22 protein-coding genes are annotated in these 26,551 nt (G+C 69.7%); 14 read left to right on the forward strand and 8 right to left on the reverse strand.

Going from position 1 to position 26,551, the window contains the following annotated elements; genetic code table 11:
- Positions 1 to 18 precede the first annotated feature (18 nt).
- The 4 genes from ACOGXI_RS02330 to ACOGXI_RS02345 form a co-directional block, all read right to left on the reverse strand.
- Positions 19 to 1,686: a formate--tetrahydrofolate ligase gene (locus ACOGXI_RS02330; RefSeq protein WP_419937297.1), complete on the reverse strand. Its 1,668-nt coding sequence runs from the start codon at positions 1,684 to 1,686 to the stop codon at positions 19 to 21.
- An 84-nt stretch (positions 1,687 to 1,770) separates the two neighbouring features.
- A complete protein-coding gene (locus ACOGXI_RS02335; RefSeq protein WP_419937298.1) occupies positions 1,771 to 3,441 on the reverse strand; it encodes a sodium:solute symporter in 1,671 nt (556 codons plus the stop codon).
- On the reverse strand, positions 3,438 to 3,584 hold the full coding sequence (locus tag ACOGXI_RS02340; protein ID WP_419937299.1) for a hypothetical protein: 147 nt from the start codon (positions 3,582 to 3,584) through the stop codon (positions 3,438 to 3,440). Before ACOGXI_RS02340 ends, ACOGXI_RS02335 begins: the two co-directional genes overlap by 4 nt.
- The gene (locus ACOGXI_RS02345; RefSeq protein ID WP_419937300.1) at positions 3,581 to 6,259 is read right to left on the reverse strand and encodes a PIG-L family deacetylase; all 2,679 of its coding nucleotides are present in this window, start codon (positions 6,257 to 6,259) and stop codon (positions 3,581 to 3,583) included. The genes ACOGXI_RS02340 and ACOGXI_RS02345 overlap by 4 nt, the downstream gene beginning before the upstream one ends.
- 241 nt (positions 6,260 to 6,500) lie before the next feature.
- Here ACOGXI_RS02345 and ACOGXI_RS02350 point away from each other — a divergent pair, with 241 nt between their 5' ends.
- The 8 genes from ACOGXI_RS02350 (at position 6,501) to ACOGXI_RS02385 (ending at position 15,254) form a co-directional block, all read left to right on the forward strand.
- A complete protein-coding gene (locus ACOGXI_RS02350; RefSeq protein ID WP_419937301.1) occupies positions 6,501 to 7,160 on the forward strand; it encodes a hypothetical protein in 660 nt (219 codons plus the stop codon).
- An 83-nt stretch (positions 7,161 to 7,243) separates the two neighbouring features.
- Positions 7,244 to 8,068 carry a hypothetical protein gene (locus tag ACOGXI_RS02355; RefSeq protein ID WP_419937302.1) on the forward strand — a complete coding sequence of 275 codons (825 nt, stop codon included), beginning with the start codon at positions 7,244 to 7,246 and terminating at the stop codon, positions 8,066 to 8,068.
- Between the two features lie 54 nt (positions 8,069 to 8,122).
- On the forward strand, positions 8,123 to 8,503 hold the full coding sequence (locus ACOGXI_RS02360; RefSeq protein ID WP_419937303.1) for a cupin domain-containing protein: 381 nt from the start codon (positions 8,123 to 8,125) through the stop codon (positions 8,501 to 8,503).
- Positions 8,503 to 9,294, forward strand: coding sequence for an SDR family oxidoreductase (locus ACOGXI_RS02365; protein ID WP_419937304.1), 792 nt, complete (start codon positions 8,503 to 8,505; stop codon positions 9,292 to 9,294). Before ACOGXI_RS02360 ends, ACOGXI_RS02365 begins: the two co-directional genes overlap by 1 nt.
- Positions 9,291 to 11,552: a multicopper oxidase family protein gene (locus ACOGXI_RS02370; RefSeq protein WP_419937305.1), complete on the forward strand. Its 2,262-nt coding sequence runs from the start codon at positions 9,291 to 9,293 to the stop codon at positions 11,550 to 11,552. The genes ACOGXI_RS02365 and ACOGXI_RS02370 overlap by 4 nt, the downstream gene beginning before the upstream one ends.
- 49 nt (positions 11,553 to 11,601) lie before the next feature.
- Positions 11,602 to 13,038 carry an amidohydrolase family protein gene (locus ACOGXI_RS02375; protein ID WP_419937306.1) on the forward strand — a complete coding sequence of 479 codons (1,437 nt, stop codon included), beginning with the start codon at positions 11,602 to 11,604 and terminating at the stop codon, positions 13,036 to 13,038.
- 69 nt (positions 13,039 to 13,107) lie between these two features.
- Positions 13,108 to 14,583, forward strand: a complete 1,476-nt coding sequence (locus ACOGXI_RS02380) for an amidohydrolase family protein (protein WP_419937307.1) — start codon at positions 13,108 to 13,110, stop codon at positions 14,581 to 14,583.
- Positions 14,580 to 15,254, forward strand: coding sequence for a nitroreductase family protein (locus tag ACOGXI_RS02385; RefSeq protein ID WP_419937308.1), 675 nt, complete (start codon positions 14,580 to 14,582; stop codon positions 15,252 to 15,254). The genes ACOGXI_RS02380 and ACOGXI_RS02385 overlap by 4 nt, the downstream gene beginning before the upstream one ends.
- Before the next feature lie 13 nt (positions 15,255 to 15,267).
- Here the strand turns inward: ACOGXI_RS02385 and ACOGXI_RS02390 are convergent, their stop codons facing one another.
- Positions 15,268 to 16,377 carry a Glu/Leu/Phe/Val dehydrogenase dimerization domain-containing protein gene (locus ACOGXI_RS02390; protein WP_419937309.1) on the reverse strand — a complete coding sequence of 370 codons (1,110 nt, stop codon included), beginning with the start codon at positions 16,375 to 16,377 and terminating at the stop codon, positions 15,268 to 15,270.
- 166 nt (positions 16,378 to 16,543) lie between these two features.
- On the opposite strand from ACOGXI_RS02390, the gene ACOGXI_RS02395 reads away from it, so the two are divergent.
- Both ACOGXI_RS02395 and ACOGXI_RS02400 read left to right on the forward strand, forming a co-directional pair.
- Positions 16,544 to 17,140, forward strand: a complete 597-nt coding sequence (locus ACOGXI_RS02395) for a hypothetical protein (protein WP_419937310.1) — start codon at positions 16,544 to 16,546, stop codon at positions 17,138 to 17,140.
- Between the two features lie 4 nt (positions 17,141 to 17,144).
- Positions 17,145 to 17,732 carry a DNA-3-methyladenine glycosylase I gene (locus ACOGXI_RS02400; RefSeq protein WP_419937311.1) on the forward strand — a complete coding sequence of 196 codons (588 nt, stop codon included), beginning with the start codon at positions 17,145 to 17,147 and terminating at the stop codon, positions 17,730 to 17,732.
- Here the strand turns inward: ACOGXI_RS02400 and hemH are convergent.
- Positions 17,710 to 18,774, reverse strand: a complete 1,065-nt coding sequence (hemH, locus tag ACOGXI_RS02405; protein ID WP_419937312.1) for a ferrochelatase — start codon at positions 18,772 to 18,774, stop codon at positions 17,710 to 17,712. The genes ACOGXI_RS02400 and hemH overlap by 23 nt on opposite strands.
- A gap of 93 nt (positions 18,775 to 18,867) precedes the next feature.
- On the opposite strand from hemH, the gene hemG reads away from it, so the two are divergent.
- Positions 18,868 to 20,133, forward strand: coding sequence for a protoporphyrinogen oxidase (gene hemG, locus ACOGXI_RS02410; protein WP_419937313.1), 1,266 nt, complete (start codon positions 18,868 to 18,870; stop codon positions 20,131 to 20,133).
- Between the two features lie 37 nt (positions 20,134 to 20,170).
- Here hemG and hemE read toward each other — a convergent pair whose 3' ends face one another.
- Entirely contained in the window at positions 20,171 to 21,193 is a 1,023-nt protein-coding gene (hemE, locus tag ACOGXI_RS02415; RefSeq protein ID WP_419937314.1) for a uroporphyrinogen decarboxylase, read from the reverse strand.
- Positions 21,194 to 21,308: 115 nt separating this feature from the next.
- Here hemE and ACOGXI_RS02420 point away from each other — a divergent pair, with 115 nt between their 5' ends.
- Together ACOGXI_RS02420 and ACOGXI_RS02425 are read left to right on the forward strand one after the other, a co-directional pair.
- Positions 21,309 to 23,060 (forward strand): N-acyl-D-amino-acid deacylase family protein, encoded by a 1,752-nt coding sequence (locus tag ACOGXI_RS02420; protein WP_419937315.1) that lies wholly within the window; start codon positions 21,309 to 21,311, stop codon positions 23,058 to 23,060.
- Positions 23,054 to 23,587 carry a TlpA family protein disulfide reductase gene (locus ACOGXI_RS02425; protein ID WP_419937316.1) on the forward strand — a complete coding sequence of 178 codons (534 nt, stop codon included), beginning with the start codon at positions 23,054 to 23,056 and terminating at the stop codon, positions 23,585 to 23,587. Before ACOGXI_RS02420 ends, ACOGXI_RS02425 begins: the two co-directional genes overlap by 7 nt.
- Positions 23,588 to 23,596: 9 nt before the next feature.
- Here the strand turns inward: ACOGXI_RS02425 and ACOGXI_RS02430 are convergent, their stop codons facing one another.
- On the reverse strand, positions 23,597 to 25,324 hold the full coding sequence (locus ACOGXI_RS02430; RefSeq protein ID WP_419937317.1) for an ABC transporter ATP-binding protein: 1,728 nt from the start codon (positions 25,322 to 25,324) through the stop codon (positions 23,597 to 23,599).
- Positions 25,325 to 25,468: 144 nt separating this feature from the next.
- Here ACOGXI_RS02430 and ACOGXI_RS02435 point away from each other — a divergent pair, with 144 nt between their 5' ends.
- The gene (locus ACOGXI_RS02435) at positions 25,469 to 26,548 is read left to right on the forward strand and encodes a COX15/CtaA family protein (RefSeq protein WP_419937318.1); all 1,080 of its coding nucleotides are present in this window, start codon (positions 25,469 to 25,471) and stop codon (positions 26,546 to 26,548) included.
- Positions 26,549 to 26,551: the final 3 nt, after the last annotated feature.

A 26,551-nucleotide genomic window follows, 5' to 3' on the forward strand; every position in this document is an offset into this window, starting at 1 on the left:
TCAAACGTCTCATGCGGTTCAGAAGAGCCCGACCACGCTTCCGTCCTCGACGATCCGGATCCCCTCCGCGGCGGGCACGCGCGGGAGTCCCGGCATCGTCATGACGGTGCCGGCCCGGGCCACGACAAAGCCCGCCCCCGCCGAGGGACGCACGTCCTGGACCGTGATGCGGAAGCCGGTCGGCCGTCCCAGACGCGCAGGATCGTCGCTCAGGCTGTTCGGCGTCTTCGCGATGCACACCGGCGTATTGCCGAGCCCCGCCGCCTCGAGTTGTCCGATGTCCTTCGTGGCGCGCGCCGTGTAGTCGACCCCGTCCGCGCCGTACACCTTGCGCGCGATGGCCTCGATCTTGTCCCGGATCGAAGCCTCCGCATCGTATTTGGGCTTGAAGGCGGCCCCTCCTTCGTCGAGCGCCGCCAGGACCGCGCGGGCCAGGTCCTCGCAACCGGCGCCGCCCTGCGCGTGGCCGTCGGAGCGGGCCCAGGGCACACCCAGTTCCTCGCACGCCTCCGCCACGGCCTCGATCTCTTCGTCCGAGTCCGTGCCGAACACGTTGATCGCCACCACCGGCTCGATGCCGAAGCCCCGGATGTTTTCGACGTGCGCGCCGAGGTTCGCGAGTCCTCCTCGGACGGCGTCGGGATCCGGCGTCGAGAGCGCCGTGCGGTCGCCCCCGCCGTGCAGCTTGAGGGCGCGGATCGTGGCCACGAGCACGGTGGCCTCCGGGTTCAGGCCTCCGATGCGGCATTTGATGTCGAAGAACTTCTCGGCCCCGAGGTCCGAGCCGAACCCGGCCTCCGTGATCACGACGTCGCCGAAGGCCAACCCGGCCCGCGTCGCCATGAGCGAATTGCAGCCGTGGGCGATGTTCGCGAAGGGGCCCCCGTGCACGAAAGCCGGCGTCCCCTCGAGCGTCTGAACGAGGTTCGGCCCGATCGCCTCACGCAGGAGGAGTGTCATGGCGCCCGCCACCTTCAGTTCGCGCGCCCGCACCGGCTCCCCGCCGTAGTCGTAGCCCAAGATGATGCTGCTCAGCCGCTCCTCGAGGTCCTCGAGGCTGGCGGCGAGGCAAAAGATGGCCATCACCTCGGAAGCGGCCGTGATCATGAAGCCGTCCTCGCGCGGCACCCCGTTGATCCGGCCCCCGAGCCCGACGACGATGTTCCGCAGTGCCCGGTCGTTCATGTCCACGGCGCGCCGCCAGGTGATCTGGCGCGGGTCGATCCCGAGCCCGTTCCCCTGTTGCAGGTGGTTGTCCAGCGCCGCTGAGAGGAGCGCGTGCGCCGAGGTGATCGCGTGCAGGTCTCCCGTGAAGTGCAGGTTGATGTCCGCCATCGGGATCACCTGCGAGTATCCTCCGCCGGCGGCGCCGCCCTTGACCCCGAACACCGGGCCGAGACTCGGCTCGCGAATGCAGAGCACCGAGTTCGCTCCCACGCGGCGCAGGCCGTCGGCGAGGCCCACGGAGACGGTCGTCTTGCCCTCGCCCGCGGCCGTCGGAGTGATGCCCGTGACGAGGACGAGGCGGCCCGATCCGGGCTCGCGCCCGAAGATGGACTCCGGGCTGACCTTGGCCTTGTAGTGGCCGTAGGGCACGAGTTCCTCGATGCCCAGCCCGATCTTCTCGCCGATCTCCTTTATTGGCCGGGGCGTCGCGGCCTCGGCGATCTGTACGTCCGTGAGCATACGTATCATCCCGATGAGGTTGCTGGGAGCCGCCCCCCTTGAGGGACCAGGGGATTGCGCGCGGCGTTTTTCCGAGCGGAGACTCTACCGCCCGCGCCGGCGGAGTGCGAGGCCGACCAGGAGAACGGCGACGGTCCCGACGACGTTGTACCACAGCCACGCGATCTCCGTGAACCGCGACACGGCGAGCACCGCGAGCATCGAAAAGATGAGCCCGTAGAAGGCGCCCGCGGCCGTCGCCCGCTTCACGAGAAAGGCGAGGAGGAAGACGCCCAGCAGCGCGCCGTAGAAGATCGAACCCACTTCATTGACCGCTTCCACGAGCGACCCCAGTTGGCCCGCGTAGAGGGCGAAGAGAACGGCGAAGCCGCCCCAGCCCAGCGTGGCGAGCCGGGAGACGAGCAGATAGTGGGCGTCCGTCCCCTCCGGTTTCACGTGCCTCCGGTAGAAGTCGATCACGGTGGCGCTTGACAGGGCCGTGAGTTCGGAGTCCAGCGAGGACATCGCGGCTGCGAAGATGACGGCGATCAGCAGTCCGAGGATACCCGCGGGCACATAGGAAACGAGATAGGACGGGAAGACATAGTTCACATCGTTCGACGATGACCCTCGCACCTCGGCAACGAGCGACTTCGACGCCTCCCTCAACCGCTCAAGTTCGTCATCGTACTCGGCGATCCGGCCCTGCAGCACCGCGGGAGATCCACCGGACCGGCGAGCCTCCAGCAGCGCAAGGGTGCTCTCGCGGCGCAATTCGTGCGCTCGTTCCTGCTCGGCCTCCAGCGCCGCGAAGTCGCCTGCGCGGGGACTCTCCCGGACCATGGCCGCCTCGGCCGAATTGAAGACGAGGGGCGGGCGCTCGAAGTGATAGAAAACGTAGAGGAGAACACCGATGGCGAGGATGAAGATCTGCATCGGGACTTTGACGAAGGCGTTGAAGATGAGGGAGAGGCGGCTCTGGCGGAGCGAACTCGCCGTGAGATAACGCTGGACCTGGCTCTGGTCGGTCCCGAAGTAGCCCAGAGCGAGAAAGAGACCTCCAATGAGTCCGGACCAGAGGGTATAACGATTCGTCGGGTCCCAGGAGAGGTCGATGCTGCGCCACATCTCATGGATTCCGCCGATATACGCCACGTCGCCGACGCCCACTCCCTCCGGCAGCGTCGCGAACAGTACCGCGATGGCGATCCCGATGCCGGCGAACATGACGATCATCTGCAGTACGTCCGTCCAGATAACCGCCGTGATGCCCCCCATGATCGTGTAGGCCACGGTGATCAGTCCCATGACGAGAATCGTCACGCGCTCGTCCCAGCCCATGATGACGGAGAGCACGATGGCCGGGGCGTAGAGGACGATCCCCGCCGAGAGGCCGCGGGACACGAGAAAGAGGAAACTCGTCAGCGACCGGGTTCTGGAGTCGAAGCGGCGTTCCAGATACTCGTAGGCGGTGAAAACCTTCGAGCGATAGAAGAAGGGGATGAACACGACGCAGAGGATGACCATGGCGATCGGCTGGCCCAGGTAGAACTGGACGAACTCCATGCCGTCGTCGAAGGCCTGTCCGGTGGTGCCGATATAGGTGATCGCGCTCGCCTGCGTCGCCATGACGGAAAGGCCGATGGCGCCCCAGCCCAGCTGGCGGTTGGCGAGAAAGAAGCCCTCGACGCCTCGGTTCCCGCGACTCTGGCGCCAGGCGAAGGCGACGACGGCGCCGAAATAGACGGCGAAGACGAGCCAGTCGAGGCCGCTCACGGCACTCCGAAGTCGAGCAGGCGCGTGGCGAGATAGAGGAGGAAGATGAGTCCCACCGTATACACGATCACCGACACATAGAGCGCGCGCCAGCTACGGAAGGGCCCGATCCGGTCCTCGGTCTCGTCCCGGTGTTGCGTCACGGGGCGGTGATCTCGCGCCAGCGGCCGCCGTCGAGAGAGAGCAGGTTCGCCCACAGACGAAAGGCGCCGGGCACGCCCGCGCGCAGTTGCCGGAAGAAGGAGAGCGAGGTGTGGATGTAGAGTCCGCGACCCACCGGGGCTGCGAGCAGGCTGCCGCGGCGCGGCGGCTCTCCCGTGTCGGCCATCTCCAGCGGCGCCCGGTATCGCTCGTCCCACTCATCGGGGAAGTAGAGGCCGCGCTCCTGAACCCAGCCCTCGAAGTCGGTCGGGCCGAGACGGTTGGGCTCCGCGAGAACGGGCGCCTGCGGGTCGACGAGCGTGACGGGGGCGTCCTCCTCCGTGACGCGGGGCGCGGGGCGGCCGATGGCGATCGGGTACGGTGCGTAGACCCCCTCGTTGAACTCGTAGCGGTTGTACTGGACGACGACCGTACCTCCGCGCTCCGCCCACGCGAGCAGTTCCCCGTTTGCCGCGATGATGTCCTCGCGCACCTCGTAGGCCCGGATCCCGAGCACGATCGTGTCGAACCGGTCGAGCCTCTCCGCGTCCCAGTCTGCCGGTTCGATGAGTTCGACATCGAGTCCGAGCTGCCGAATGGCTTCGGGTCCGTCGTCACCGGAACCCATCACGTAGCCGATGTGCTTGTCCGCGACTCGCACGGGGAAACGGACGATCCGTACCGCCGCATCGTCCGCCATGAGGTGCGGCTCGATGTGCGGATAGTCGATGATCGTCGCGCGCGTGGCGGGGACTGCGGCCCCGGCGATCCGGATCCACGGCCGTACGTAGAACTCCCCCTCCGCTTCTCCCGCCGGGGGCTCGACCGTGAAGCCGACCGTCCGAACCGCTCCCTCTCCCGCAAGTTCGAACGCCGTCGCCTCGGGCGTCGCGCGCCATCCGGGCGGCAGGTCGAGCCCGATCTCTCCGTCCGTCGCGTCCCGGGCGAAACTCGAGATGCGGAAGGTGATGACACGCGAATCCGGGCGGCCGGCCGGCCAGATCATCGCAGGCGCCGCCGCCGCGACGGATATGCGCGGCGCCACGTGCAGGGGTCGCCAGCTCTCTCCCGTCGCGCCATCGACGGCCCGATAACGCACCGGATCCCCGACCTCGATGTCGAGCCGCTCGCCTGCCGCCGACACCACCGCGGCCACGCGTCCGTGAAGGGTGGGAGGACGGAACGGGAGCGCCCGAAGCTCGGGCGCATCGGGCCATTGGTACACATCGCCGTCGCGAGGGAGTTCCAGGAACCAGGGGGAGGTAGGCGGCGCGTCCACGGGCACTGTGACGGCATAACGCCACAGCGCGAGTTCGCCCGGCGCGATGCGCGCCCGGGCCGACGGGTGGAAGACCGTGTCCTCCTGACGGAAAAAGCGGGCGAACGACCCGAGATCGTCGGGCTCCATCTCGACGTCCGGCCCGATGCCCGCCACCGCCCACCCCGGAGGGGTCTCGATGGTCGGCGGGTCGAGTTCGAGCGTGGCGTCGCCGCCGCTCCAGACGCGCGCCTCGACGAGTACGGTCTGTCCGGGCACCAGGACATCGTCCCGCGCCCGCAGTTCGACGCGCACTCCGGCCACCGCGAGGATGGCCCGCGTGAGCAGGCGCGCGCGACGGTCGAGTTCGCGTCGCAGTTCGCTCTCCGGTCCGGTGAGTGCGGCGGCGCGGAGCCGCTCCAATGACCGCGACGCCTTGCCGAGGAAGGGCAGGGCGGTCTCCGGCCTCGTCGCGTTCAGCGCGCCGCCGGCGCGCGCGATGGCTTCGCGGTAGGCGCGAACGTCCGCCTGTGCGGTCTCTCCGAGGTCGATAGCCAGACTTGCCAGGGTCGTGTCGACCCCCGCAAACAGCGGTTCCGTCGAAGATCCGCCGACTCGCGAGGACACGAGCGAAAGGCGCGTGACGCGCGGGCCGGGCGGCCGCGCGGTGCCGAAGTCCTGCGAGCGGTGCTGGCTGCGGCTGTCCATCGCGACCTGGTGGTGGGTGAGGCCGAGCAGAGGGTCGAGGGCGCCCGTCTCGATGTCGATTGCGGTGGCTCCCAGCTCGAAGAGGGGGCGGCGGTACAGCTTCGGCGGCGCCCATGGCTCCGCTCCCGCCGCCACCTGCTCCGGGAAGCGAGTCGGGTCTCCCGCGGCGTCGAAAGCCTCTTGCGTGAGAAGGCCGGATACCTGGTGGTGCCCGTGACCGTCCCGCTCCGTTCCGCTCCACATCGTGATGAGCACATGGGGACGGAAGCGCCGGATCGTCCACACCAGGTCGGACAGGACGCGCTCGCGCGGCCACTTCGCGAAGGTTTCCTCCGCCGTCTTCGAGTAGCCGAAGTCGAAGGCGCGGCCGAAGAACTGCTGCGCGCCGTCGATCGTCCGAGCGGCCAGCAGTTCGCCCGAGCGGATGATGCCGAGTCCCTCGCCGAGTTCCGTGCCGATGAGGTTCTGGCCTCCCTCGCCTCGCGTGAACGAGAAGTAGGCCGCTTCCACACCCCATCCGCGCGCGAGCGTGGTCAGCAGAGCGGTATCTTCGTCGTCCGGGTGCGCCGCCACGACGAGTACCCTCTTCACTCCATCGAGCTGCCGGAGGATGAGTCCCGCTTCGATCGCGCCGGGAAGGCGCGACCCCTGTGCGTGTACGAGCGCCGGGAGCAGGCTCCACGCCGCGATGGCGATCAGGGTGGACGTCATTCGAGGTTGCATGGGCGGGAAGCTACGTCCGCGCGGTGGCCCCAGAAAGCGAGACGTGCGCAACGCATGCCTCGGTCGCGGACGCATGCCCCCCGCCTCCTTTCGGGACAGGGTCGTACATCTATTACATGCCCTACAGTTGACTCGCGGTGCATCGGGTTGGATCATGGTGCATTCCACACCGCAAGCACGCGCCATCGGCATCTATCGTCGAGCGCACAGGTCCGCACGAGGAGGCACAATGAACGAACACGTGATGAGATTCATAGAGAAGGAATTGGCAAGGGATCCCGGGGTCTCGAACGCGACGCTCTTTGAGGGGGCGAAACTCATAGACAAGGCCATCGCGGATCTGAACCCGAGGCAGTTCCACGCCAAGTATCCGCTGCAGGTCAAGCGACGTCTGGGCGGCGCGGGCTCCGGGAGGGCGGCTCCGGCGCGTGCGAGGGCCAAGCCGGCGCGGCGGCCGCGCGTCTCGACGGGTGATGCGGGCGCGGCAGTTCTGGCCTATGTGACGCGCGTCCTCAAGAGGAATCCCGAGGTCAAGAACGCGGAGTTGTTCAAGGGCGCCTGTGAGATCGACGCATCGGTTGCCGATCTGTCGGCCCGACAATTCCACGCGAAGTACCCGCTTCAGGTGAAGCGGCGCCTGGCCGCCACGGAGGCTCCGAAGCCCGCCGCACCGGCTCCGAAGCCCGCCGCACCGGCCGTGGCGGAGCCCCCGCCGCCCCCGGCCCCCGAGGTGCCATCGATCGGGGATGGGGACGCGGCCGCCGTCCGCGGGCTGCTTTTCAGTCTGGCGAGAGAGCTGGCCAACGCCGGGACGCAGGCCGAGACGATCGAGGTCATGGTGCGGCTGGATGGCTACGTGGACGACATCATGCAGGCGGCTCGAAACTGAGTCGCGCCGGCCGGCCGGCTCCCGGCCGGCGGTCCGCTTCGCCGCAGTTTCCGAGAGCCCGGCGTACATGCGCCGGGCTCTCGTTGTTTCTTGCCGCGGCGCTCGGCGTCGCCCTCGCCGGGCCGGCGGCGGCGCAACTGAAGCGGGACGCGCTCGTGCAGCCCGTGGGTGTGGGAGACGGCGAAGCCATCATGGGTGTCGGTTTCACCCGCACGACGAACGGCGCCTTCCCGCTGGCCGGACTCAGAGGAGATCTGAACGCCTTCCCGGTGCTCCACGCCGCCTGGGCGATCGGGCCGCACGCTGTGCTCGAACTGAAGGGGGCGGCGCGGAAGATCCTCGAGATCGAAGCGAGAGATCCGGCTGCCGCCATCGAGCTTGATCCCTCCGTTCGAGACGGAACGACGCGCGACGTGGGCGATTTCGAACTCGCCATCTCCCTCGCGCCTCTCGGAGGACCCAGGGGCTTCTCGGCCGGGGGACACGTGGGAGTCAAGCTGCCGAACTCCGACGAAACGAGGGGAATCGGCACGAACACGACGGATGTCACGATCGCGGCCCTGTTTTCCTGGGCCTCCGCCCGCTGGCGCGTGACCGGCTGGTTCGGTGTCGGCATCCTGGAAGTGCCGGCGGAGCCCTTCGAGCAGAACGATGCGTTCGCCTACGCGTTCGAAGCTCTGTGGGACGTGGCCGCGACCTGGCGGCTATCCGTCGGGACCCGAGGGCGGTCCAGTACAAGAAGGGTGTCGCCGCCCGGGACCGGCGACACCGGCGAACTCCGGGCCACGGTGGAGTGGAGACGGGGACCGGTGGCCATCGACGGGGCGGTCGGGCACGGAACCACCGAAATGAGCGGAGATTGGAATATGCGCGCGGGCGTCGCCTGGACGCTTGCCGGGAATCGGTAGGCGGCTCATCGTCCGCCGACCGGATCCGGAATACACGAATCAGGGAGGAACGTCATGAGCGAAGCGAAGCCCCGGCATTTCCGCTGGGAGGAGTTGCCGTGGGAGCGCGTAACCGAGCAGTTGGGCCGGCGCATGGTGACGGGAGACCGGGCCATGATCGCCCAGGTCCTGCTCGAGGAGGGCGCGGTCGTTCCCACACACTCGCACGAGAATGAGCAGTTCACATACATCCTCGAGGGCGCGCTGCACTTCTGGCTCGGCGCAGACGGGAGCGAGGAGGTCGTCGTGCGGGCAGGCGAGATCCTTCACATTCCTTCTCACGTCCCCCACAAGGCCATAGCGCTCGAGAAGACGCTGGACCTCGACATCTTCTGTCCTCCCCGCACGGACTGGCTCGATGGGACGGACTCCTACTTTCACGACACGGACGCCTGATGGATATGGGGATTGCGGGCCGTGTCGCCCTGGTCGCCGCCTCCTCGAAGGGCCTCGGCCGGGCGGTGGCGGAGGAACTGGCGGCGGAAGGGGCTCACCTGGTGATGTGCGCGCGCGGGCAGGCGGCGCTCGCGGAAGCCGTGGCCTCCGCGGATGCACGCGGGCCGGGCGATGTCGTCGGTATCGCGGCCGATCTGTCGGATCCCGCGGACGTGACCGGCCTCGTCGAAGCGGCGATGAGCCGTTTCGGACGCGTGGATATCCTCGTGAACAACGCGGGCGGGCCGCCGGCCGGGAAGTTCGAGGACCACGACCGGGGGGCGTGGAAGGCGGTCGTGCGCCTCAACCTCGAGAGCGCCCTCGACCTGACGCGCGCGGTGCTGCCCGGCATGAAGGAGCGCGGATGGGGACGGATCCTGAACATCACGTCGGTCGCGGTGAAGGAACCGGTGGATGGCCTGATCCTCTCCAACAGCGTGCGCGCCGCCGTGACCGGCTTCGCGAAGACCCTCTCGAACGAGGTCGCGTCGTTCGGCATCACCGTGAACAACGTGCTTCCGGGCTTCACGCGCACCGCGAGGCTGGAGGAACTGGCCGCCGTGCACGCCGAAGCCGGTGGGATCTCGATGGAAGAGGTGGAGGCGGGATGGAACGCCGCGATTCCCGCGAGCCGGCTCGGTGAGCCGCGCGAGTTCGCCGCGGTCGTGGCATTCCTCGCCTCCGAGCGCGCCAGCTACGTGACGGGCGTGTCCATCGCCGTCGACGGGGGCCGCACCAGGGCCCTGCAATGACCCTCGCGGCCCGGCGCTCGGCCGGGAGGCGGGGCGCCAGCCCGGCCGCCGCCGCGCTGGGCGCCGTCGGGGTGCTGGGCGGGGGACTCTGGCTGTGGATGGGCGCGGCGCCCCCGGGGATGCCGCCCGGGCAGGAAGCGCCTCCATGCACGCCGGGCGCGGCGCAGGGGGCCGCGGCGAGCCCCGACCTGTACTGCATGGCCCTGTTTCCGACGCCCCGCGTGCCCGGCGCGGCCGGCACGGTCGAACTGCGCCGCCCGCCGGGACCGTTCTCCATGGGAGTGACGCCGGACGGGCGGCTCCTGTACGACGCGGTGATCTCGACGGACCTTCCGCCGCCCTCCACGCTCGGGCCGTACGACCGTTATGTCGCCTGGGCCTCGACACAGGTGCTGTCGCCCATCGAACGGCTCGGGGAGGTCCCGGCCCGCGGACGCGTCGACGTGGGGCAGGTCGGGTTCAACAAGTTCCTCATCCTGATTACGGCGGAATCCGGCACCGCGCCCGGAGCCGAAGCTGGAGCGGAACCCGGAGCCGAGCCTGGGGCGGCCGAGGGGGCGGGCGCGGAGCCGGCGGGTCCGTACGTGCTGCGGGCCCAGTCGCCTTCCAGTCGCATGCAGCCCGCCGACTTCCTCGAGTTTGCGCTCGGCGCTTCCCGGATGGATCCCGGCGAGATGGCGATGGACGACGCGTGGAGCGGGGTGCCGATGCCTGACGGGGTCATGATGCTTCCGGCGCTCATGGAGCTTCGGCCGGACGTACAGCCTTGGCTGCCGGGCGACGGCTGGGAGGGCGAAATCGTCGACGCCCGCCCCCGCGAATTGATCGAACTGGCCGATGGCGACTCGCTCGCGCTCGACGCGGTCTACGTGCGCCGTCGCATCGGGAGCCGCGAACTCCTCGGCTACGGCTTCAACGGACAGATCCCGGGGCCCCTCCTCTGGGTCCCCGAGGACGCGACCGTCACGATCGATTTCACGAACCGCATCGACTGGCCGACCGCGATCCACTGGCACGGCCTCCGTCTCGACAACCGCTTCGACGGCGTCCCCGGCGTGACGCAGGATCCTGTCGCCCCCGGCGAGAGCTTCCGTTACACGGTGCATTTCCCCGACCCCGGCCTCTACTGGTACCACCCCCACCACCGCGAGGACATCCAGCAGGATCTGGGACTGGCGGGCAACCTCATGGTCCGCTCCGGGGACCCCGACTACTACGGTCCGGTCCACCGCGAGGAGGTCGTCATGCTCGACGACCTGCTCGTGGGCGAGCACGGGATCGTCCCCTTCGGACTGGAGCGCGCCACGCATGCGCTGATGGGCCGGTTCGGCAACACCATGCTCGTGAACGGGGAGCCCGACTACGCGCTGGACGTGGAGCGCGGGTCCGTCGTCCGTTTCTACTTCACGAACGCGTCGAACACGCGGACGTTCAACCTCTCCTTCGGCGGAGCGCCGATGAAGCTCGTGGGCGCCGATGTGGGCAACTTCGAGCGGGAGGCGTGGGTCGAGAGCGTGATCATCGCGCCGGCGGAGCGCTACATCGTGCATGTCGCCTTCCCCGAGAGCGGGAGCTACGCCCTCCTGAACCGGGTCCAGGGGATCGACCACATCGGCGGCAGTTTCTTCCCCGAACAGGACACGCTGGGCGTCGTCCGGGTCGGCGCCGGGGCGGCGATGCCGGATCTGCACGCGGCCTTCGAGACGCTGCGGGAGAACGGACGCGCAAGCGAGGAGATCGCACCCTACCGCCCGCTGTTCGACCGCCCGGTCGACCTCACGCTGGAACTCGACATGACGACCCGCGGCCTCCCGCTCGTCGTCGAGCGTCTCATGCAGGTGGATTCGTCGTACTTCCACCCGATCGAGTGGTCGGGAACGATGCCAATGATGAACTTGATGTCGACGCCGGAGAACGTGTCGTGGACGCTGCGCGAACCCTCGACGGGGCTCGAGAACGAGGCGATCCAATGGACGTTTCGCGTGGGCGACGTCGTCAGACTGAGGCTCCGGAGCCGCCGCGAGACGCTGCACCAGATGCAGCACCCGATCCACATCCACGGCCAGCGCTTTCTCGTCCTCGCCACGAACGGCGTCGCGCACGACAACCTCGCCTGGAAGGACACCGCCGTCGTTCCCGTGGGCGGTGCGCTCGACATTCTGCTCGAACTCTCGAACCCGGGCCGCTGGATGCTCCACTGCCACATCGCCGAACACCTGGAGGCGGGCATGAAGATGGTGTTCACGGTGGAGCCGTGACGCGGTAGGTTTTCGGGCCCCTGAACGGCTCAAGTCACAGGAGTTTCCCATGAGGAAGTTCATCGCGGCCCCCGTCGCGCTCGCGGCCCTGCTCGCCCCGGCCCACCTGCCCGCGCAGTCGGCGGCGGAACTGAGCGCCGAGACCTCCGAGTTCGTGTCCGTCGCCGGCCCGACCGTCGCTCTCACCGGCGTCAAGGTCATCGACGGGACCGGCGCCGGCGCCCGGACGAACCAGACCGTCGTGATCGAAGGGAACCGGATCGCCGCTGTCGGCCCGGCGGGCACGGTCGAGATCCCGTCCGGCGCCGAGGTCCGTGAACTGCCGGGACACACCGTGATCCCGGGAATGATCGGGCTCCACAACCACATGTTCTTCATGGGGGCCGGGGGCCGGATGGCCCAGGGCAACATCTCCTCCCCGCGCCTCTATCTCGCGGCGGGGGTCACGACGATCCGCACGACGGGCAGCGTCTCGCCCTACGCCGATCTCAACGTCAAGTCGAACATCGAGCGCGGACTGGCGCCGGGACCCCGCATGCACGTGACGGCGCCGTACGTGACCGGACCCAACCCGGCCCTCGGGGACATGGCTCAGGTGAACTCGCCCGAGGAAGCGCGCCGCTTCGTTCGCTACTGGGCCGGGGAGGGCGCGTCCTGGATCAAGGCGTACACGACGATCCGCCGCGCGGAACTCGCCGCCGTCGTCGAAGAGGCGCACGCGCACGGCCTCCGGGTCACGGGGCATATCTGCTCGATCACCTTCCAGGAAGCCGTCGACCTGGGGATGGACAACATCGAGCACGGCTTCGGGACCGCGACGGACTTCGATCCGCGCAAGCGGCCCGACGAGTGTCCGCCCAATTCCATGATCCGGGTCGGAGAACAGGGCGATCCGACGGGGGAGACGGCCCGGGCGCTGATCCTCTCCATGGTCGAGAACGACGTGGGGATGACGTCGACGATGGCCGTGATCGAGCCCATGACGAAGGGGCGGGCCGTGCTGGACGAGCGGACGCTCGAGGCGATGGCTCCCGAGGTGCGGGAGGACTACCTCGAGATGGTGGACAGGATCGAGGCGGATCCCGACTGGTCCATGACGGAGACGCACCTCCAGAAGCACATGGCGTTCGAGCGCGGCTTCGTCGAGGCCGGGGGCGTGCTGGCGGCCGGCGTGGACCCGACCGGGATCGGGGGGGCGATCGCCGGCTTCGGGGACCAGCGCAACTACGAGCTTCTCATCGAGGCGGGGTTCGACGCCTCGACGGTGGTCCGGATCGTGAGCGCGAACGGCGCCCGCATCATGGGCGTGGACGACGAGGTCGGGACGATCGAGCCCGGGAAGCTCGCGGATCTGGTCGTGCTCGAGGGCGATCTCGAGTCGGACTCCGCGATCATCAGGAATGTGACGGTCGTGTTCAAGGACGGCGTCGGTTACGACTCGGAGAAGCTCATCGACTCCGTAAAGGGGATGGTCGGGATTCGGTAACGGAGGGCCCCGCCGAGAATGGACCGGGCAGGGACCCGTCGAGAGAGGTCGAGAGAGGTCGAGAGAGGAATGAAGATGGTCAGCCAGTATCATCGCGCCGGAAGCAGGATCTCCGCGGCTCGCGCCGCGCCCGCAGTGCTCGCCACCCTCGCGGTCACGGCGGCCGCGTTCGCCGATGCGCTGGCCGCGCAGAGCTATGATCGGCTGTCCGAGGAAACCCGCGCCTACGTTGCCGTGCGGGGGCCGACCGTGGCGCTCGAACACGTCCGCGTGATCGACGGCACCGGCGGCCCGGCGCTCGAGGATCAGACGGTGCTGCTCCGCGACGGGCGGATCGCCGCCGTGGGCCCCGCCTCGTCCGTCTCGGTACCGGAGGACGCGGATCGTCACGACCTGGGCGGCCACACGGTGATCCCCGGGATGGTCGGCATGCACGACCATCTGTTCTACACCTCCGTCGGGGGACGGCGCGTGCAGCTCGGCTACAGCGCGCCGCGGCTCTACCTGGGTTCCGGCGTCACGACGATCCGCACGACCGGGAGCTTCACGCCCTATGCGGATGTCCACCTGAAGGACGCGGTCGACCGCGGCGACTCGCCGGGCCCCCGCATCCACATCACGGCGCCGTACATCACCGGCTCGACGGGCTCGCCCCACCAGGCCCGCATGGGCTCCCCCGAACAGGCGCGGCGCTTCGTCGAATACTGGGCGGAGGAGGGGGCCACGTGGGTGAAGGCGTACACGTCGATCGGGAGCGCCGAACTCGGGGCGGCGATCGAGGAGGCGCACCGTCTGGGCCTCCGCGTCACCGGACACCTGTGTTCGGTGAGCTTCCAGGAGGCCGTTGCGCTCGGAATCGACAACCTCGAGCACGGCATGCTCACGGCGTCCGATTTTGTGCCGGAGAAGGAGCCCGACCGCTGTCCCGGCAACATCATGCAGCGGGCCGGGGGCTCGGATCCCACGGGACCCATCGCGCGGGAGACGATCGAGGCGATGGTGGAGGCCGGCGTCGGGCTCACCGCCACGCTCGCGGTCTACGAGGCTTTCTTCCCCGACCGCGACGTCGTGGATGAGCGAACACTCGAGCTGATGGCTCCGGACCTTCGGGAAGCGTACCTCGACGAGCGCGGGCGCATCCAGGAAATCGGGCCGGATCCTGAGAATTTCCGGAACGAGCTGCGCTTCGAGAAAGCGTTCGTGGACGCGGGCGGGCTGCTCGCCGCGGGCGTCGATCCCACGGGCAACGGCGGCGCGCTCCCGGGCTTCGGCAATCAGCGGAACTTCGAGCTTCTGCTGGAGGCCGGACTCTCGGCGGTGCAGGCGGTACAGGTGGTGAGCGCCAACGGCGCGAAGATCCTCGGCATGGACAACGAACTCGGCACCGTGGAGGCCGGGAAGGTGGCCGATCTCGTCGTCCTGAACGGCGATCCCGGGAGCGACCCGAGTGCGATTCGCGCGGTCCGCTGGGTGTTCAAGGGCGGCGTCGGATACGATTCCCGCGCGCTGATTCAGGCGACACGGGGCCTCGTCGGGATCCGATGACGGAGGGCGGTGCGTATCGTCCGGTGCCGCTGGCGACGTTCACGCGGCTCGAGGATGAGGAGATGGTGTGTCGCGCGCGGGCCTTCCGCGATGAGATGCGACGTCGCCGGACGGTCCGCGAGTATTCCGGCGAACCCGTCGCCGCGGAGGTCATCGACGCCTGCATCGAAGCGGCGGGAACGGCCCCCAACGGCGCGAACCGACAACCGTGGCACTTCGTCGTCGTGCGCGACCCCGAGGTGAAGCGCCGGATCCGGGTGGAAGCGGAGAAGGAAGAGCGGGATTTCTACGAACATCGTGCGCCGGCGGCGTGGCTGGAGGCGCTCTCCCACCTCGGCACGGACGAACGGAAGCCGTTCCTGGAGACGGCGCCCGTCCTCATCGCGATTTTCGCGGAGAGTTACGAAGTGCGCGGCGAGGAGAAACTCAAGAACTACTACGTGACGGAATCCGTCGGCATCGCCACGGGAATTCTCATCACGGCGCTACACCACGCGGGGCTTGCCACGCTCACCCACACGCCGAGCCCGATGGGCTTCCTGAACAAGGTCCTCGACCGCCCCGCCAACGAGCGGCCCTTCTTGCTGCTCGTCGTGGGCTATCCGGCGGACGACGCGCTCGTCCCCGACATCACGAAGAAGCCGCTGGACCGCATCGCCTCCCGCCGTTAGTTGCCACGGCCCGCTAACCGGCGCCGTGGGATGGTCCGCCGGGAGCGCCGCCATGGGGGCCGCCATGGGCGCCGCCATGGGCGCCGAGGAACCGTCGAGCTCTCCGGCGGGCTGCGTGAAGCGGCGATTCTCCGGCGGTGGCCGCCTCCTCGAACATCTCTCGCAGTGACGACCCGATCGCGTCGACGCGGGCTTGGAGCCGCTTCTCGTCCCGCTCGCCCTGATGGATGGCGGTGAAGGCGACCGCCCCGCCCGCGTTGATCACGTAGTCGGGGGCGTAGAGGACGCCGCGCTCGTGCAGCCTCTCCGCGTCGGCCTCCGAGAGGAGCTGGTTGTTCGCGGAACCGGCGACGATCCGACAGCGCAGACGCGGGATCGTGTCGGGGTTCAGGGTCGCCCCCACCGCACACGGCGCGTACACGTCGACGTTCAGGTCCCACATGTCATCGAGGGGGACGACCTTCCCCCCGAATCGTGCCCGGGCGTGCCGCGCGGCGGCCTCGCGGAGATCCGTCAGGTAGAGCGTCGCCCCGGCCTCGGCCAGCAGCCCGGCGAGCGGGAGACCGACGCCGCCAAGCCCCTCGATGAGCACGGAACGCTCGTTGAAGTTTGCGTCGCCGAGCCGGTGTTCGAGCGCAGCTCGCATTCCGGCGAACACGCCGCGCGCGGTATGCGGCCCCGGATCGCCGGGTTCTCCGTCGATGAGGCCGACGGCGTACCCCGAGATGGCTCCGACTCGGGCCATGTCGTCGGGTGTCGTGCCGAGATCCACGCCGGTCTGGAAGGCGCCGCGTAGCGAGACGAGATGCGCCGCGTAGCGGTCGACCAGGCCTGCGCGGGCTTCGTCGCCCAGGTCGTCCGGGACGGCGATGACCGCCTTGCCGCCGCCGAAGCGGATGCCGACGCTCGCCCACTTCCATGTCATGCCCTCGGCAAGGCGCATGGCGTCGACCAGGCCGTCGACCGGCTCCGGATAGGCGGCCATTCGGGTGCCTCCGGCAGCCGGGCCCAGCCGCGTATCGTGCAGGGCGACGAATATCCAGGCCCCCGTGGCGGAGTCGAACGCGGTGACGACGGACTCGCCGTCCCACGCCTCCGTGACGTCGAGAAAGCTGCGGGTCATGCATTCTCCGGTTTCGATTCGTACGCCAGCGGGTGCACCGGCGGGTGCGCGAGCGCGGTCAGACTATCGCGCGCCGCCCGCCCGGGCGACATTGGAACATGTGGGGCGCGATCGCGTATCGGTGCTCGGGAGGAAAGACGGCGACGACCGACCGGGAGATGATGGGATGACGACACTGTTCTTCGGAGATATGCTGCCCCCGTCGCCTGCAGCCGAGAGTCGCCGCGAACACGTCCTCGTCGGTACCGCCACTCCCCTCAAACTCGATGTCCGGCCGATCAAGCACCACCTGACGCCCCGAGGCAGTATCTGCATCGGGACCTTTCACGAGGAGAAGCCGATCGGGCGCTGCGCCATCCCCGGCGACAGCGTGAAGGACTTCCTCGAGATGGATCTCTTCGACAGGCCGGTCGCGCTTGCGCTGAACGTCCGCAAGGGCGGGCCGGGCGTGGAAGGCAGCATCCTCGCGCTTGTGCCGATGGACCGGGCGTCGCCGGGGGGGTCGGAGCGGGATGAGCCGTGGAGGGCCAGCGTCCCCGGGGCAGCGTACGACGACGTGATCAAGGCGGGCGGCGGCGACTCCGGGTCCACTCAGCTGGTCGGGATCTTCCTCGGCGAGGTCGTGCGGTTCGAGGGCGACCGGCGCGAGCCGGCGTCGATGCTCCGCGAAGCCGCCGACATGCTGGCGTGCGTCATCCGCGGGCAGGTGGACAGCGTCGGCGGCCGTGTGATCGAAGACCTGACGGCGCGCCCCGAGGGTTGAACGAATGACCGGCGGCCGGCCGCGCTGCGGCTGGGCGGGGTCCGAAGCGGGGATGGTCGCGTATCACGACACGGAGTGGGGCGTGCCGGTCTTCGATGACCGGCGCCACTTCGAATTCCTCGTCCTCGATGGGTTCCAGGCCGGTCTCTCATGGGCGGTGATCCTGCGCAAGCGGGAAGCGTTTCGCGCCGCGTTCAGCGATTTCGATCCAGTTGCCGTGTCGTCATTTGCGGAAGATGACATAAGGCGGCTTCAAGCCGATGCCTCGATCGTCCGAAACCGCCTCAAGATCGAGGCCACGATCGCGAATGCGGCTCGCCTGCTCGACGTCCAGAAGGCATTCGGCACCTTCGACGCCTTCATCTGGTCGTTCACCGGGGGGCGTACGATCCGGAACCGCTGGTCGTCGATGGCTGAAGTTCCCGCGCGCACCCGAGAGTCGGAGCGCATGTCGAAAGAGTTGCGCAGGCGGGGTTTTCGCTTCGTGGGACCGACGATCTGCTACGCGTACATGCAGGCGGCCGGGATGGTCAACGACCACACGACGTCGTGCTTCCGGCACGCGGAAGTCAGGACAATGGCTCGCCGCTGAAGCAGACCGCCGTCCCGGGGCGACACCGGCACGAGGTCCGCCGAGGCAGGGCCGGGAAGTCGATACCGAGCGCCGCCAACGCCAGGTCGGCCAGCACCTCGGCGAACGCTTCATCGTCGTGCGGCACGGCGACGCGGCGAAACTCGAGGCCGAGTGCGGCGGCGCGCCCGGCGAGATCCACGTCCAGTTCCATCAACGTCTCGGACTGTTCGTGCATGAAGCTGACCGGGTCGACGAGGACCCTTGCGACGCCCGGGAGGTCCTCCAGCGCCGTCTCGATGTCCGGCGGGGTCCATTCGATCCCTCGGTTCGTGTGGTTCTGGTAGCCGAGGGTCCACGTGTCCACGCCCAGGGCGTGGGCCTGCGTCGCGCACCACTCCTCGACGTATTCGACGTAGCGGCTGCCTTCCGCGATGTACCGCAGCGGGGTGCCATGCGCGCTGAACACGACGCGGAGGCCCGGGTCGGTCAGGCTCCAGCCCGCTTCCGCGGCGGCGCGGCGGATCGCGTCGGCTCGAAGGCGGGTGTAGCCGGGATGGCGATGCCACCCGGTCACGCCGCGCACCTCGGGCCGCCATCCGATTCGCTCAAGGGCATCCTCCACCTCGGCCAGCGCCGCTACGGTGGTCGAAGGACCGCAGAGCGGGTACACGGGCAGGGGGACGAGCGCGGGGGCGCCAGTCGCGCGCAGGCGGCGCAGCGCCTCCTCGATCGACGGTTCGGTGAACTGCATCCCCACGACCACGCGCATCGGGCGGCCTCGGGCCTGCAGCGCCCGGTCGAGCGCCTTCGCCTGCGCCTTCGCCTGCGCGTCGAGCGGTGAGCCGCCAATCCGTTCGTAGACCTCGAGCAGGCCGGGCGTCCGCCGCCGCGCGAGTTCGCGGCTTCGCGCACGGGCCGCCGCCCGGTCCGCGTGCGGCTCCAGTCGCGCGTTGGCGAGGAAGATCCGCTCCAGGAAGCGGGTGACGGCGCTCGGATCCGCTCCTCCCGGCTCACCGAAGTTCAGGAGGAGGACGGCGGGTGGGGGGGTGGAGTTCGGCATCGCTCGAACCTATCGCGGCGGTCCCCGGCTTGCCCGTGCCGGAAGGGTTCGGAACGTTGCCGCCTCGTGGCGGGAGCCCGGAAGGGGGGAGGCATGCGGGTCGGAATCATCGGCGGAGGGATCACCGGGCTGGCGCTCACGCACGCGCTGGCGCGGCGCGGCGTCGACTCGATCCTGTTCGAGGCGTCCGATGACGTCGGAGGGGTGATCCGCACCGCGGTTCACGACGGCCGGATCGTCGAACTCGGCCCGCAGCGGACGCGACTTGCGCCCACAGTGCGCCGGCTCGTCGACGAACTGGAGCTTCACGAGGAGGTCCTGGAGGCGCGGCCCGGGGCGCGGCTGTTCATCTGGGCCCGCGGCCGCCTGCGGACCGTGCCGCACCGACCGCGCGGCCTCCTGACGGGCGATCTGCTCTCGCCGGCGGGGCGCGCCCGGGCCGCGCTCGAGCCCTTCACCCGCCGGCTTCGGCCTCGGGAGTCCGTGGCCCGCTACTTCCGCCGCAAGGCCGGCCGCGAGGCGTACGAGCGGCTCTTCGGCCCCCTCGTTTCCGCGACCTTCGGGTCGGATCCGGAGACGATGCCGGCTGGACGGGTCCTTCCGATGCTCCTCGAACCGCTGGGCGTGAAACGCAGCCTGCTCGCGGCGGCTCGGCGCCGGGAGCCTGCCGCCGCGCCGCCCGCGTTCACCTTTCGGGGGGGCATGGCCACGCTCCCGCGCGCCATCGCGAGGCGACACGCGAGCCGGATTCGGATCGCGGCGCCGGTCACGGAGCTTCGACGCTCCGGCGGTCGGTTCGAGATCGCCCACGGGGGTCGGCGCCCGGATTCCCACACCGTGGACCAAGTGGCGATCACGACGCCGGCGCCGGCCGCGGCGGTCCTCTTGAGGGGCATCGCGCCCGAGGCTGCCGACCGTCTCGCGGGGCTGCGGTATCACCGCGTGGCCGTCGTGCCGCTGGAAGTGGAGAGCGCGCCGGAGGGGTTCGGGTTCCAGGTCGCGCTGGGAGAACGGTGGCGTACGCGCGGTGTGACGTGGAACGCCTCGCTGTTCGGGCGCGACGGTCTCTGCACGGCCTATCTGGGCGGCGGTCTCGATCCCGATGTCGCCGCTTGGGACGCAGTCCGACTCGAGCGGACCGCAGCCGAGGAGTACAGCGCGATCCATGGAGTGGCGGCGACCCCGATCTGTACGGCGCGGCCGCGGCTTCCGGCGTATGACGGCTCGTGGACGGCGCTGGACGGACTCGATCTTCCCTCCGGCGTCACGCTCGCCGCTGGCTACACCGGACGGCTGGGCATCTCGAGTCGAATCGCCGAAGCCGAATCCGTGGCGGAACGTCTCGCCGCGCCCGCATAGCGCCGTCCCGGCTGCCGACGTTCCCGCGGGAACGTCCTCAGCGGTCTTCGCCGGTCGGATCCCAGCGCCGCACCTCGTCGACGACGGCGGCGATGACCTGCGGGTCGGAGTGGGGCTGGAGCCCGTGCCCGAGGTTGAAGACATGGCCGGGTCTGCCGCCCGCCCGGCGCAGCACGTCAAGCGCCCCGGCGCGCGCCGCCTCCTCGCCCGCGAGGATGCACGCGGGGTCGAGATTCCCCTGTATCGCGCGCTCCCGGCCGATGATGTCCCATGCCTCGTCGAGGGGTGTGCGCCAGTCGACGCTGATCGCATCGCCCCCCGCCTCCGCCACCGCGGCGTGCGTGGCCCCGTAGTGCACGGTGGGGATGCCCCTCTCGCGGAGTCGCGCCAGCAGGCGGCGTGAGTACGGGAGCACACGCGCCCTGTAGGTGTGAGGATCGAGGATGCCGCACCAGGAATCGAACACCTGGATCGCGCCGGCGCCGGCCTCGTACTGAGCGACCGCGAACTCCGCCAGGTGCTCGGCCCAGAACCCCGCGAGCCGGTCCCAGAGTTCGGGGGACCGCAGCATGAAGGCCCGAATCTGAGCGAGCCGGCTGTCGCGCGTGCCGCGCGCGAGGTACGAGCAGAGGGTGAAAGGGGCGCCCACGAAGCCGACGATCGGGCGTTCCTCGTTCGCGGCGAGGACGCGGATCGCCTCGAGCACGAAATCGAGGCGCTCCCGCGGCTCGAAGGGGCGCAGGCGTTCCACGTCCTCGAGGCCGCCCCAGGGGGGCAGGGGAACGGGTCCGACGCCGGCCCGCAGTTCGATCTCGATCCCGGCGGCCTCGAACGGCGTCGACAGATCCATGAAGAGGACGAGCGCGTCCACGTCGAAGTACTCGAGCGGGAGTCGTGTGACCTGCGCGGCCGCCTCCGGGTCGCGCACGATCTCGAGGAACCCGCGCTCCCGGCGAAGTTCACGATAGGCGGGGAGGGAGCGTCCCGCCTGCCGCATGAACCACACGGGCGTTCGCTCCACAGGTTCGCGCGCGAGTGCGCGCAGAAGGAGATCGTTCATGGCCCGCCGATGTTACCCCGTCGCCCGCCGCTCGCCAAACCGCCCGGTTGGACCGGTGTGCGACCTGTCGTAGCTTTCGGCCCACGACTTCGGATCTCTCACAGGGGAAGCGATCATGAACCGCCGTGACCTTCGCACGCTCCTTGTCGCCGCCGTCCTCGGGTTTGTGCACGTCGCGACCGTGGCCGCCCAGGAACCCGCATTCGATATCCTGCTGCGCGGCGGACGCGTCCTGGACGGCACCGGGAATCCGTGGTTCCGCGCCGATGTCGGGATCCGCGGCGGGCGCATCGTCCGGGTCGGAGACCTGGCCGGCGCCGGCGCCGACCGCGTCATCGAACTCGATGGCCGGTACGTCGTCCCCGGCTTCATCGACATTCATTCCCACGCGGACCAGGGACTCGACGCGGCGGGAGACGCCGGCAGCGAGGGCGCGCGCCGGCGAGCCGCGCCCAACCTCGTGAGCCAGGGCGTGACGACGGTCGTCGTGAACCAGGACGGCCGGTCTCCCTGGCCCATCGCCGATCAGCGCGCCAGGCTCGAGGCGCGCGGCCACGGGCCCAACGCGGCGCTCATGGTCGGGCACAACACGATCCGTGCGATGGCGCTCGGCGACGATGTCATGCGCCCCTCGACACCCGCCGAGATCGAGCGCATGACGGAGCTGGTGGAGCAGGGGATGGCCGAGGGAGCCTACGGCCTCAGCGCCGGTCTCGAGTACTTCCCGGGGATCTGGAGTGAAACCTCCGAACTCTTCCCTCTGGTCGAGGCGGCGGGTCGCGGGGGCGGCCTCTACATCGTCCACGAACGCAGTTCCGGGATGACGCCGATGTGGTTCTGGCCGAGCCAGGACGACCCCGGTCCGCCGACCATGATCGAGACCATCATCGAGGACATCGAAGTCGCGGAGCGGACGGGCGTGACGACGGTGGCGACGCACATCAAGGCCCGCGGCTCCGATTTCTGGGGGGCGGGAAGGGCGCTCGTCGACCTGATCGAGCGGGCCCGGGCGCGCGGCGTCCCGATCTGGGCGGACCAGTACCCGTACAACACGACGGGCAGCGACGGGAACACCGTCCTGCTGCCGCGCTGGATCTTCCCCGGCGGCGGGCCCGGCGGCGGCGGACCCGGCGGACCGCGCGCGGACGTCGATTATGCGGCGGCGCTTGGGGCGGCGCTCGCCGACCCCGAACGCGGCGAGCAGGTGCGCCTCGACATCGAGCACGAGATCGGGCGTCGCGGGGGACCGGAGAACCTCGTCGTCATGGACCACCCGGATGAGAGTCTGGTCGGCAAGACGGTGGCCGATCTGGCGGCGGAGTGGAACGCGTTCCCCGTCGACGTGGCGATCCGCCTGCAACTCGAAGGGGACCGCATGAGAGCGGGTGGCGCCCGCGTGCGCGGCTTCTCCCTCTCCGAGATCGATGTCGAGGAGTTCTCGGCTCATCCGTGGCTGGTGACGGCCTCCGACGCCGGGATCGCGCTCCCGGACGACGGACCCGTGCATGCCCGCTTCTACGGCACGTTCCCGCGAAAGATCAAACGCTATGCGATGGACCTGGGCGTGCTGTCGGTCGAGAGCGCGGTCCGCTCGATGACGACGCTCCCGGCCCAGCTCATGGGCCTCCGCGACCGCGGTCTCATACGGGAGGGGCTCATCGCGGATATCGCGGTGCTGGACCTGGACGAGTTGCAGGACAACGCGACCTTCTTCGAGCCGCACCAGTATCCGTCGGGCGTCGATTACGTACTCGTGAACGGCGCCTTCGCGGTCGACGATGGCGAGCTGACATGGGCGCTCCCCGGCGTGGTCCTCACGCCGCCCGGCGGTGGGGGCTCGAACGCCGACGGGACGTCGGGATGCTGACCGGGCGGGGCGCCGTCGCCCTCGTCGCGCTGATCGGACTCGGTTGCGGGGGGGCGGATGAGGCGGCGGATCGCGGCACCACAGTGAGCTACACGGACGCGGTGCCCTCGGGTGCGAAACCGGCGCCCGAAGACGTCTTCCGCACCCTGGACGGCGGCGAGGCAAGCCTCCGCGACCTGCGGGGCAGCGTGGTCGTCGCGAACCTGTGGGGCACCTGGTGCCTCCCGTGCCGCGACGAATTGCCGGAACTCGTGGAGTTGGCCCATATCTACGCCGACCGCCCCGTCGTCATCCTCGGACTCGCCGTCGATTCCGGCGACATCGATGAGATCCGTGCCTTCCTCGAGGACTTCGGCGTCGAGTATCCGAACTGGATGATGGGGATGGATGACGCGGTCGCCACCTTCGGAGCCGTGGGATTCCCGACCACGGTGATGGTGGACCCGGAGGGCTGGATCCGGAAGGAACTCCTCGGCCCCCAGACCGCCGCATCGCTGACGGAGGAAATCGAAGCCCTCCTCCGTTAGCCGTCCGTGCTAGGCGAGTTGCTGACCCTCGTAGAGGCGGGCGTAGAGTTCGCAGCGACCGATCAGCGTGTCGTGAGGGCCGCTGTCGACGAGGCGTCCCCGGTCGAGGACGAAGAGCCGGTCGGCGCGCCGCACCGTGCGCAGGCGGTGGGCGATGATCACGGTCGTCCGCCCCTCGGCGGCGAGTTGCAGCGCCTCCTCGACCAGCGCCTCGCTCTCGGCGTCCAGACCACTCGTCGCCTCGTCGAGGATGAGGATCTCGGGTTCCTTGAGGAGGACACGGGCGATCGCGATCCGCTGGCGCTGCCCCCCGGAGAGCCGGACGCCCCGCTCGCCGACCCGCGTCTCATAGCCGTCCGGAAGCCGCTCGATGAACTCGCGCGCGTGCGCGGCCTCCGCCGCCGCTTCGACCGCCGCGCGGTCCGCGTCCGGCCGCCCGTACGCGATGTTCTCCCCGATCGTGCCCGCGAAGAGCGGGTGGTCCTGCGGCACGATGCCGACCCGCGATCTCAGGTCCGCGACGCCGCAGGCCCGGACATCGATCCCGCGCACGCGCAGGCTCCCCTCGGTCACATCCCAGAAGCGGGGGATGAGTGACGCGAACGTTGTCTTCCCGGCGCCGCTCGGACCCACGAGCGCGACGACCTCCCCGGACTCGATCGTCGCCTCGATGCCCTCCAGGGCCCACGGTTCGTCCTCGCCGTAGCGGAACGAGACGCCCTCGAAGGCGATCTCCGGCGGCTCCGCCCCCTCCAGCGATTCCGGGGCTTCCGGATCCACGATCTCGTCCTCGCGGTCGAGCAGGTCGAACACGCGGCGCGCGGCGCCCTGCGCCTCCTGGTACGAACCCCACAGCGACGCGAGCGCCATGATCGCCGCCGCGACGGAGAAGGCATAGAGGAGGAACGACACCAGTTGCCCGGCCGTGATCTGGGCCGCGAGCACGAGCCGCCCGCCCTGCCACAGGACGGCGACGATCCCGCCGAAGGCGACGACGGTGAGCACGCCGAAGAGGAGCGCCCGCACGACCGCCCGCGAGAGCGCCGCCTCAAGCGCCGTTGCGATTCCGGCCCGGTAGCGCCCGGCCTCCCACTCCTCGCGCACGAACCCCTGCACGACCTCGATCTGGCCGAAGGCCTCGTCCGCGACCGCGTGCGCGGCGGCGAGGCGGTCCTGCACCTCGGTGCTCCGCCGACGGAGCAGACGGCCGAGGGCGAAGCCCGCCAGCACGACGACGGGGGCTACCGTCAGCGTCGTGAGCATCAACTGCCAGTGCAGGAGCGTGAGCAGGACCGCCGCACCCACCAGAAAGAGCACCTGCCGCACGAGTTCGGCGATCTGGTGCCCCATGATCTGCTGGAGCGTCGAGCAGTCGGAGGCCAGCCTCGAGGTGAGTTCGCCGCTGGTTCGGCCCGCGTGGAAGCCGGGAGAGAGCCCGACCAGTTTGGAGAAGAGTTCGTCGCGCAACTGCGTCACGACCCGCTCGCCCGTCGCCCCCAGCCAGTAGGTCTCGCCGAAGTTGAACACGCCCTGAAGCGCGAAGAGGCCCAGCAGTCCGAGCGCGATCGCGCCCAGCAGGGCGGGGTCGCCCTCGCCGAAGGCCGCGTCCATCAGGTAGCGGACGATGAGGGGGAAGGCGAGCCCGATCGCGGTGCTCAGAAGCAGGCAGACGCCGGCCCCGGCGAGCGCCGGGCGGTGGGCCCGCAATCTCGGAGCAAGCCGCTGGAGAGCGAACATGGAAATGCGTGCTCCGGAGTCCGACATCGCGCCTGGCCTCTCCACCCGCCTATCTTCCGCTATCTTCCGCGCCCCGGTGACTCCGGGAGGGACCGAAGTTCGCACGGGTCACGAAACCGGCGCAAACGCGCACCGGAACCCCCCATGCCATCACCTCCTCTTCAGATCGGATCGCGGCGCCACGCGCGAATCATCGCGGCCTGGCTCCTGGTCGGCTGCGCGCTCGTCGCGGCGACGCTCGTCGTCGGAGGCGTGACCCGCCTGACCGGATCCGGCCTCTCGATGGTCGACTGGGAGCCGGTGAGCGGCGTGGTCCCTCCGATGAGCGCCGAGGGGTGGGAGCGCGAGTTCGCCGCCTATCGCGACTCTCCGGAGTACCGGCTCGTGAATCGGGGTATGTCGCTGGCCGAGTTCAAGCGCATCTTCTGGTTCGAGTACGCGCACCGGCTCCTGGGGCGCGTGATCGGCCTCGTCTTCATCATCCCCTTCGCCGTCTTCCTCCTGCGGCGCATGATTCCGCGCTCCCTCATCCCCCGTCTGCTGCTCCTGCTCGCGCTGGGCGGCGCCCAGGGGCTGCTGGGTTGGTGGATGGTCCGGAGCGGACTCGTCGACATCCCTCGCGTGAGCCCCTACCGCCTGACCGCGCATCTCGCCCTCGCCGTCCTCGTCTACGCCCTCACGCTCTGGACCGCGCTCTCGCTGCTGCGCCCCCCGGCGGAAGACGGGGACCCGGAGCCCGCGCGGGGTGCCGGCCTCGCCCGCGGATCCGCCATCGTACTCGGCCTTGCCGCGCTCACGCTGCTCTCGGGTGGCTTCGTGGCGGGCCTGGACGCCGGACTCGTCTACAACACGTTTCCCCGGATGGGGGTCGGCTGGATCCCGCCCGACCTCCTCGGGGCGAACCCGTGGTGGCTCAGCCCCTTCGAGGACCGCACGACCGTGCAGTTCAACCACCGCATGCTCGCGATGCTCCTGCTCGGGAGCGTGACGGCTCTCTGGTGGGTGTGCGCGCGACGGGCCTCGGGAGCGGCGAGAACGTGGGCCCACGCGGGCTTCGCGGCCGTCTGGGTGCAGGCGGCGCTGGGGGTCGCGACGCTGTTGCTCTTCGTCCCCATCCCCCTGGCGGCGCTCCACCAGGCGAACGCGCTCGTGCTCGTCACCGCGCTCCTGGGTCTGACCTTCGAACTCCACCGCCTGGAAGGCTGCGGCGGCCGACGGGGCTGAGGC

This window comes from Candidatus Palauibacter sp. (assembly GCF_965208055.1).
Classification (GTDB): domain Bacteria; phylum Gemmatimonadota; class Gemmatimonadetes; order Palauibacterales; family Palauibacteraceae; genus Palauibacter.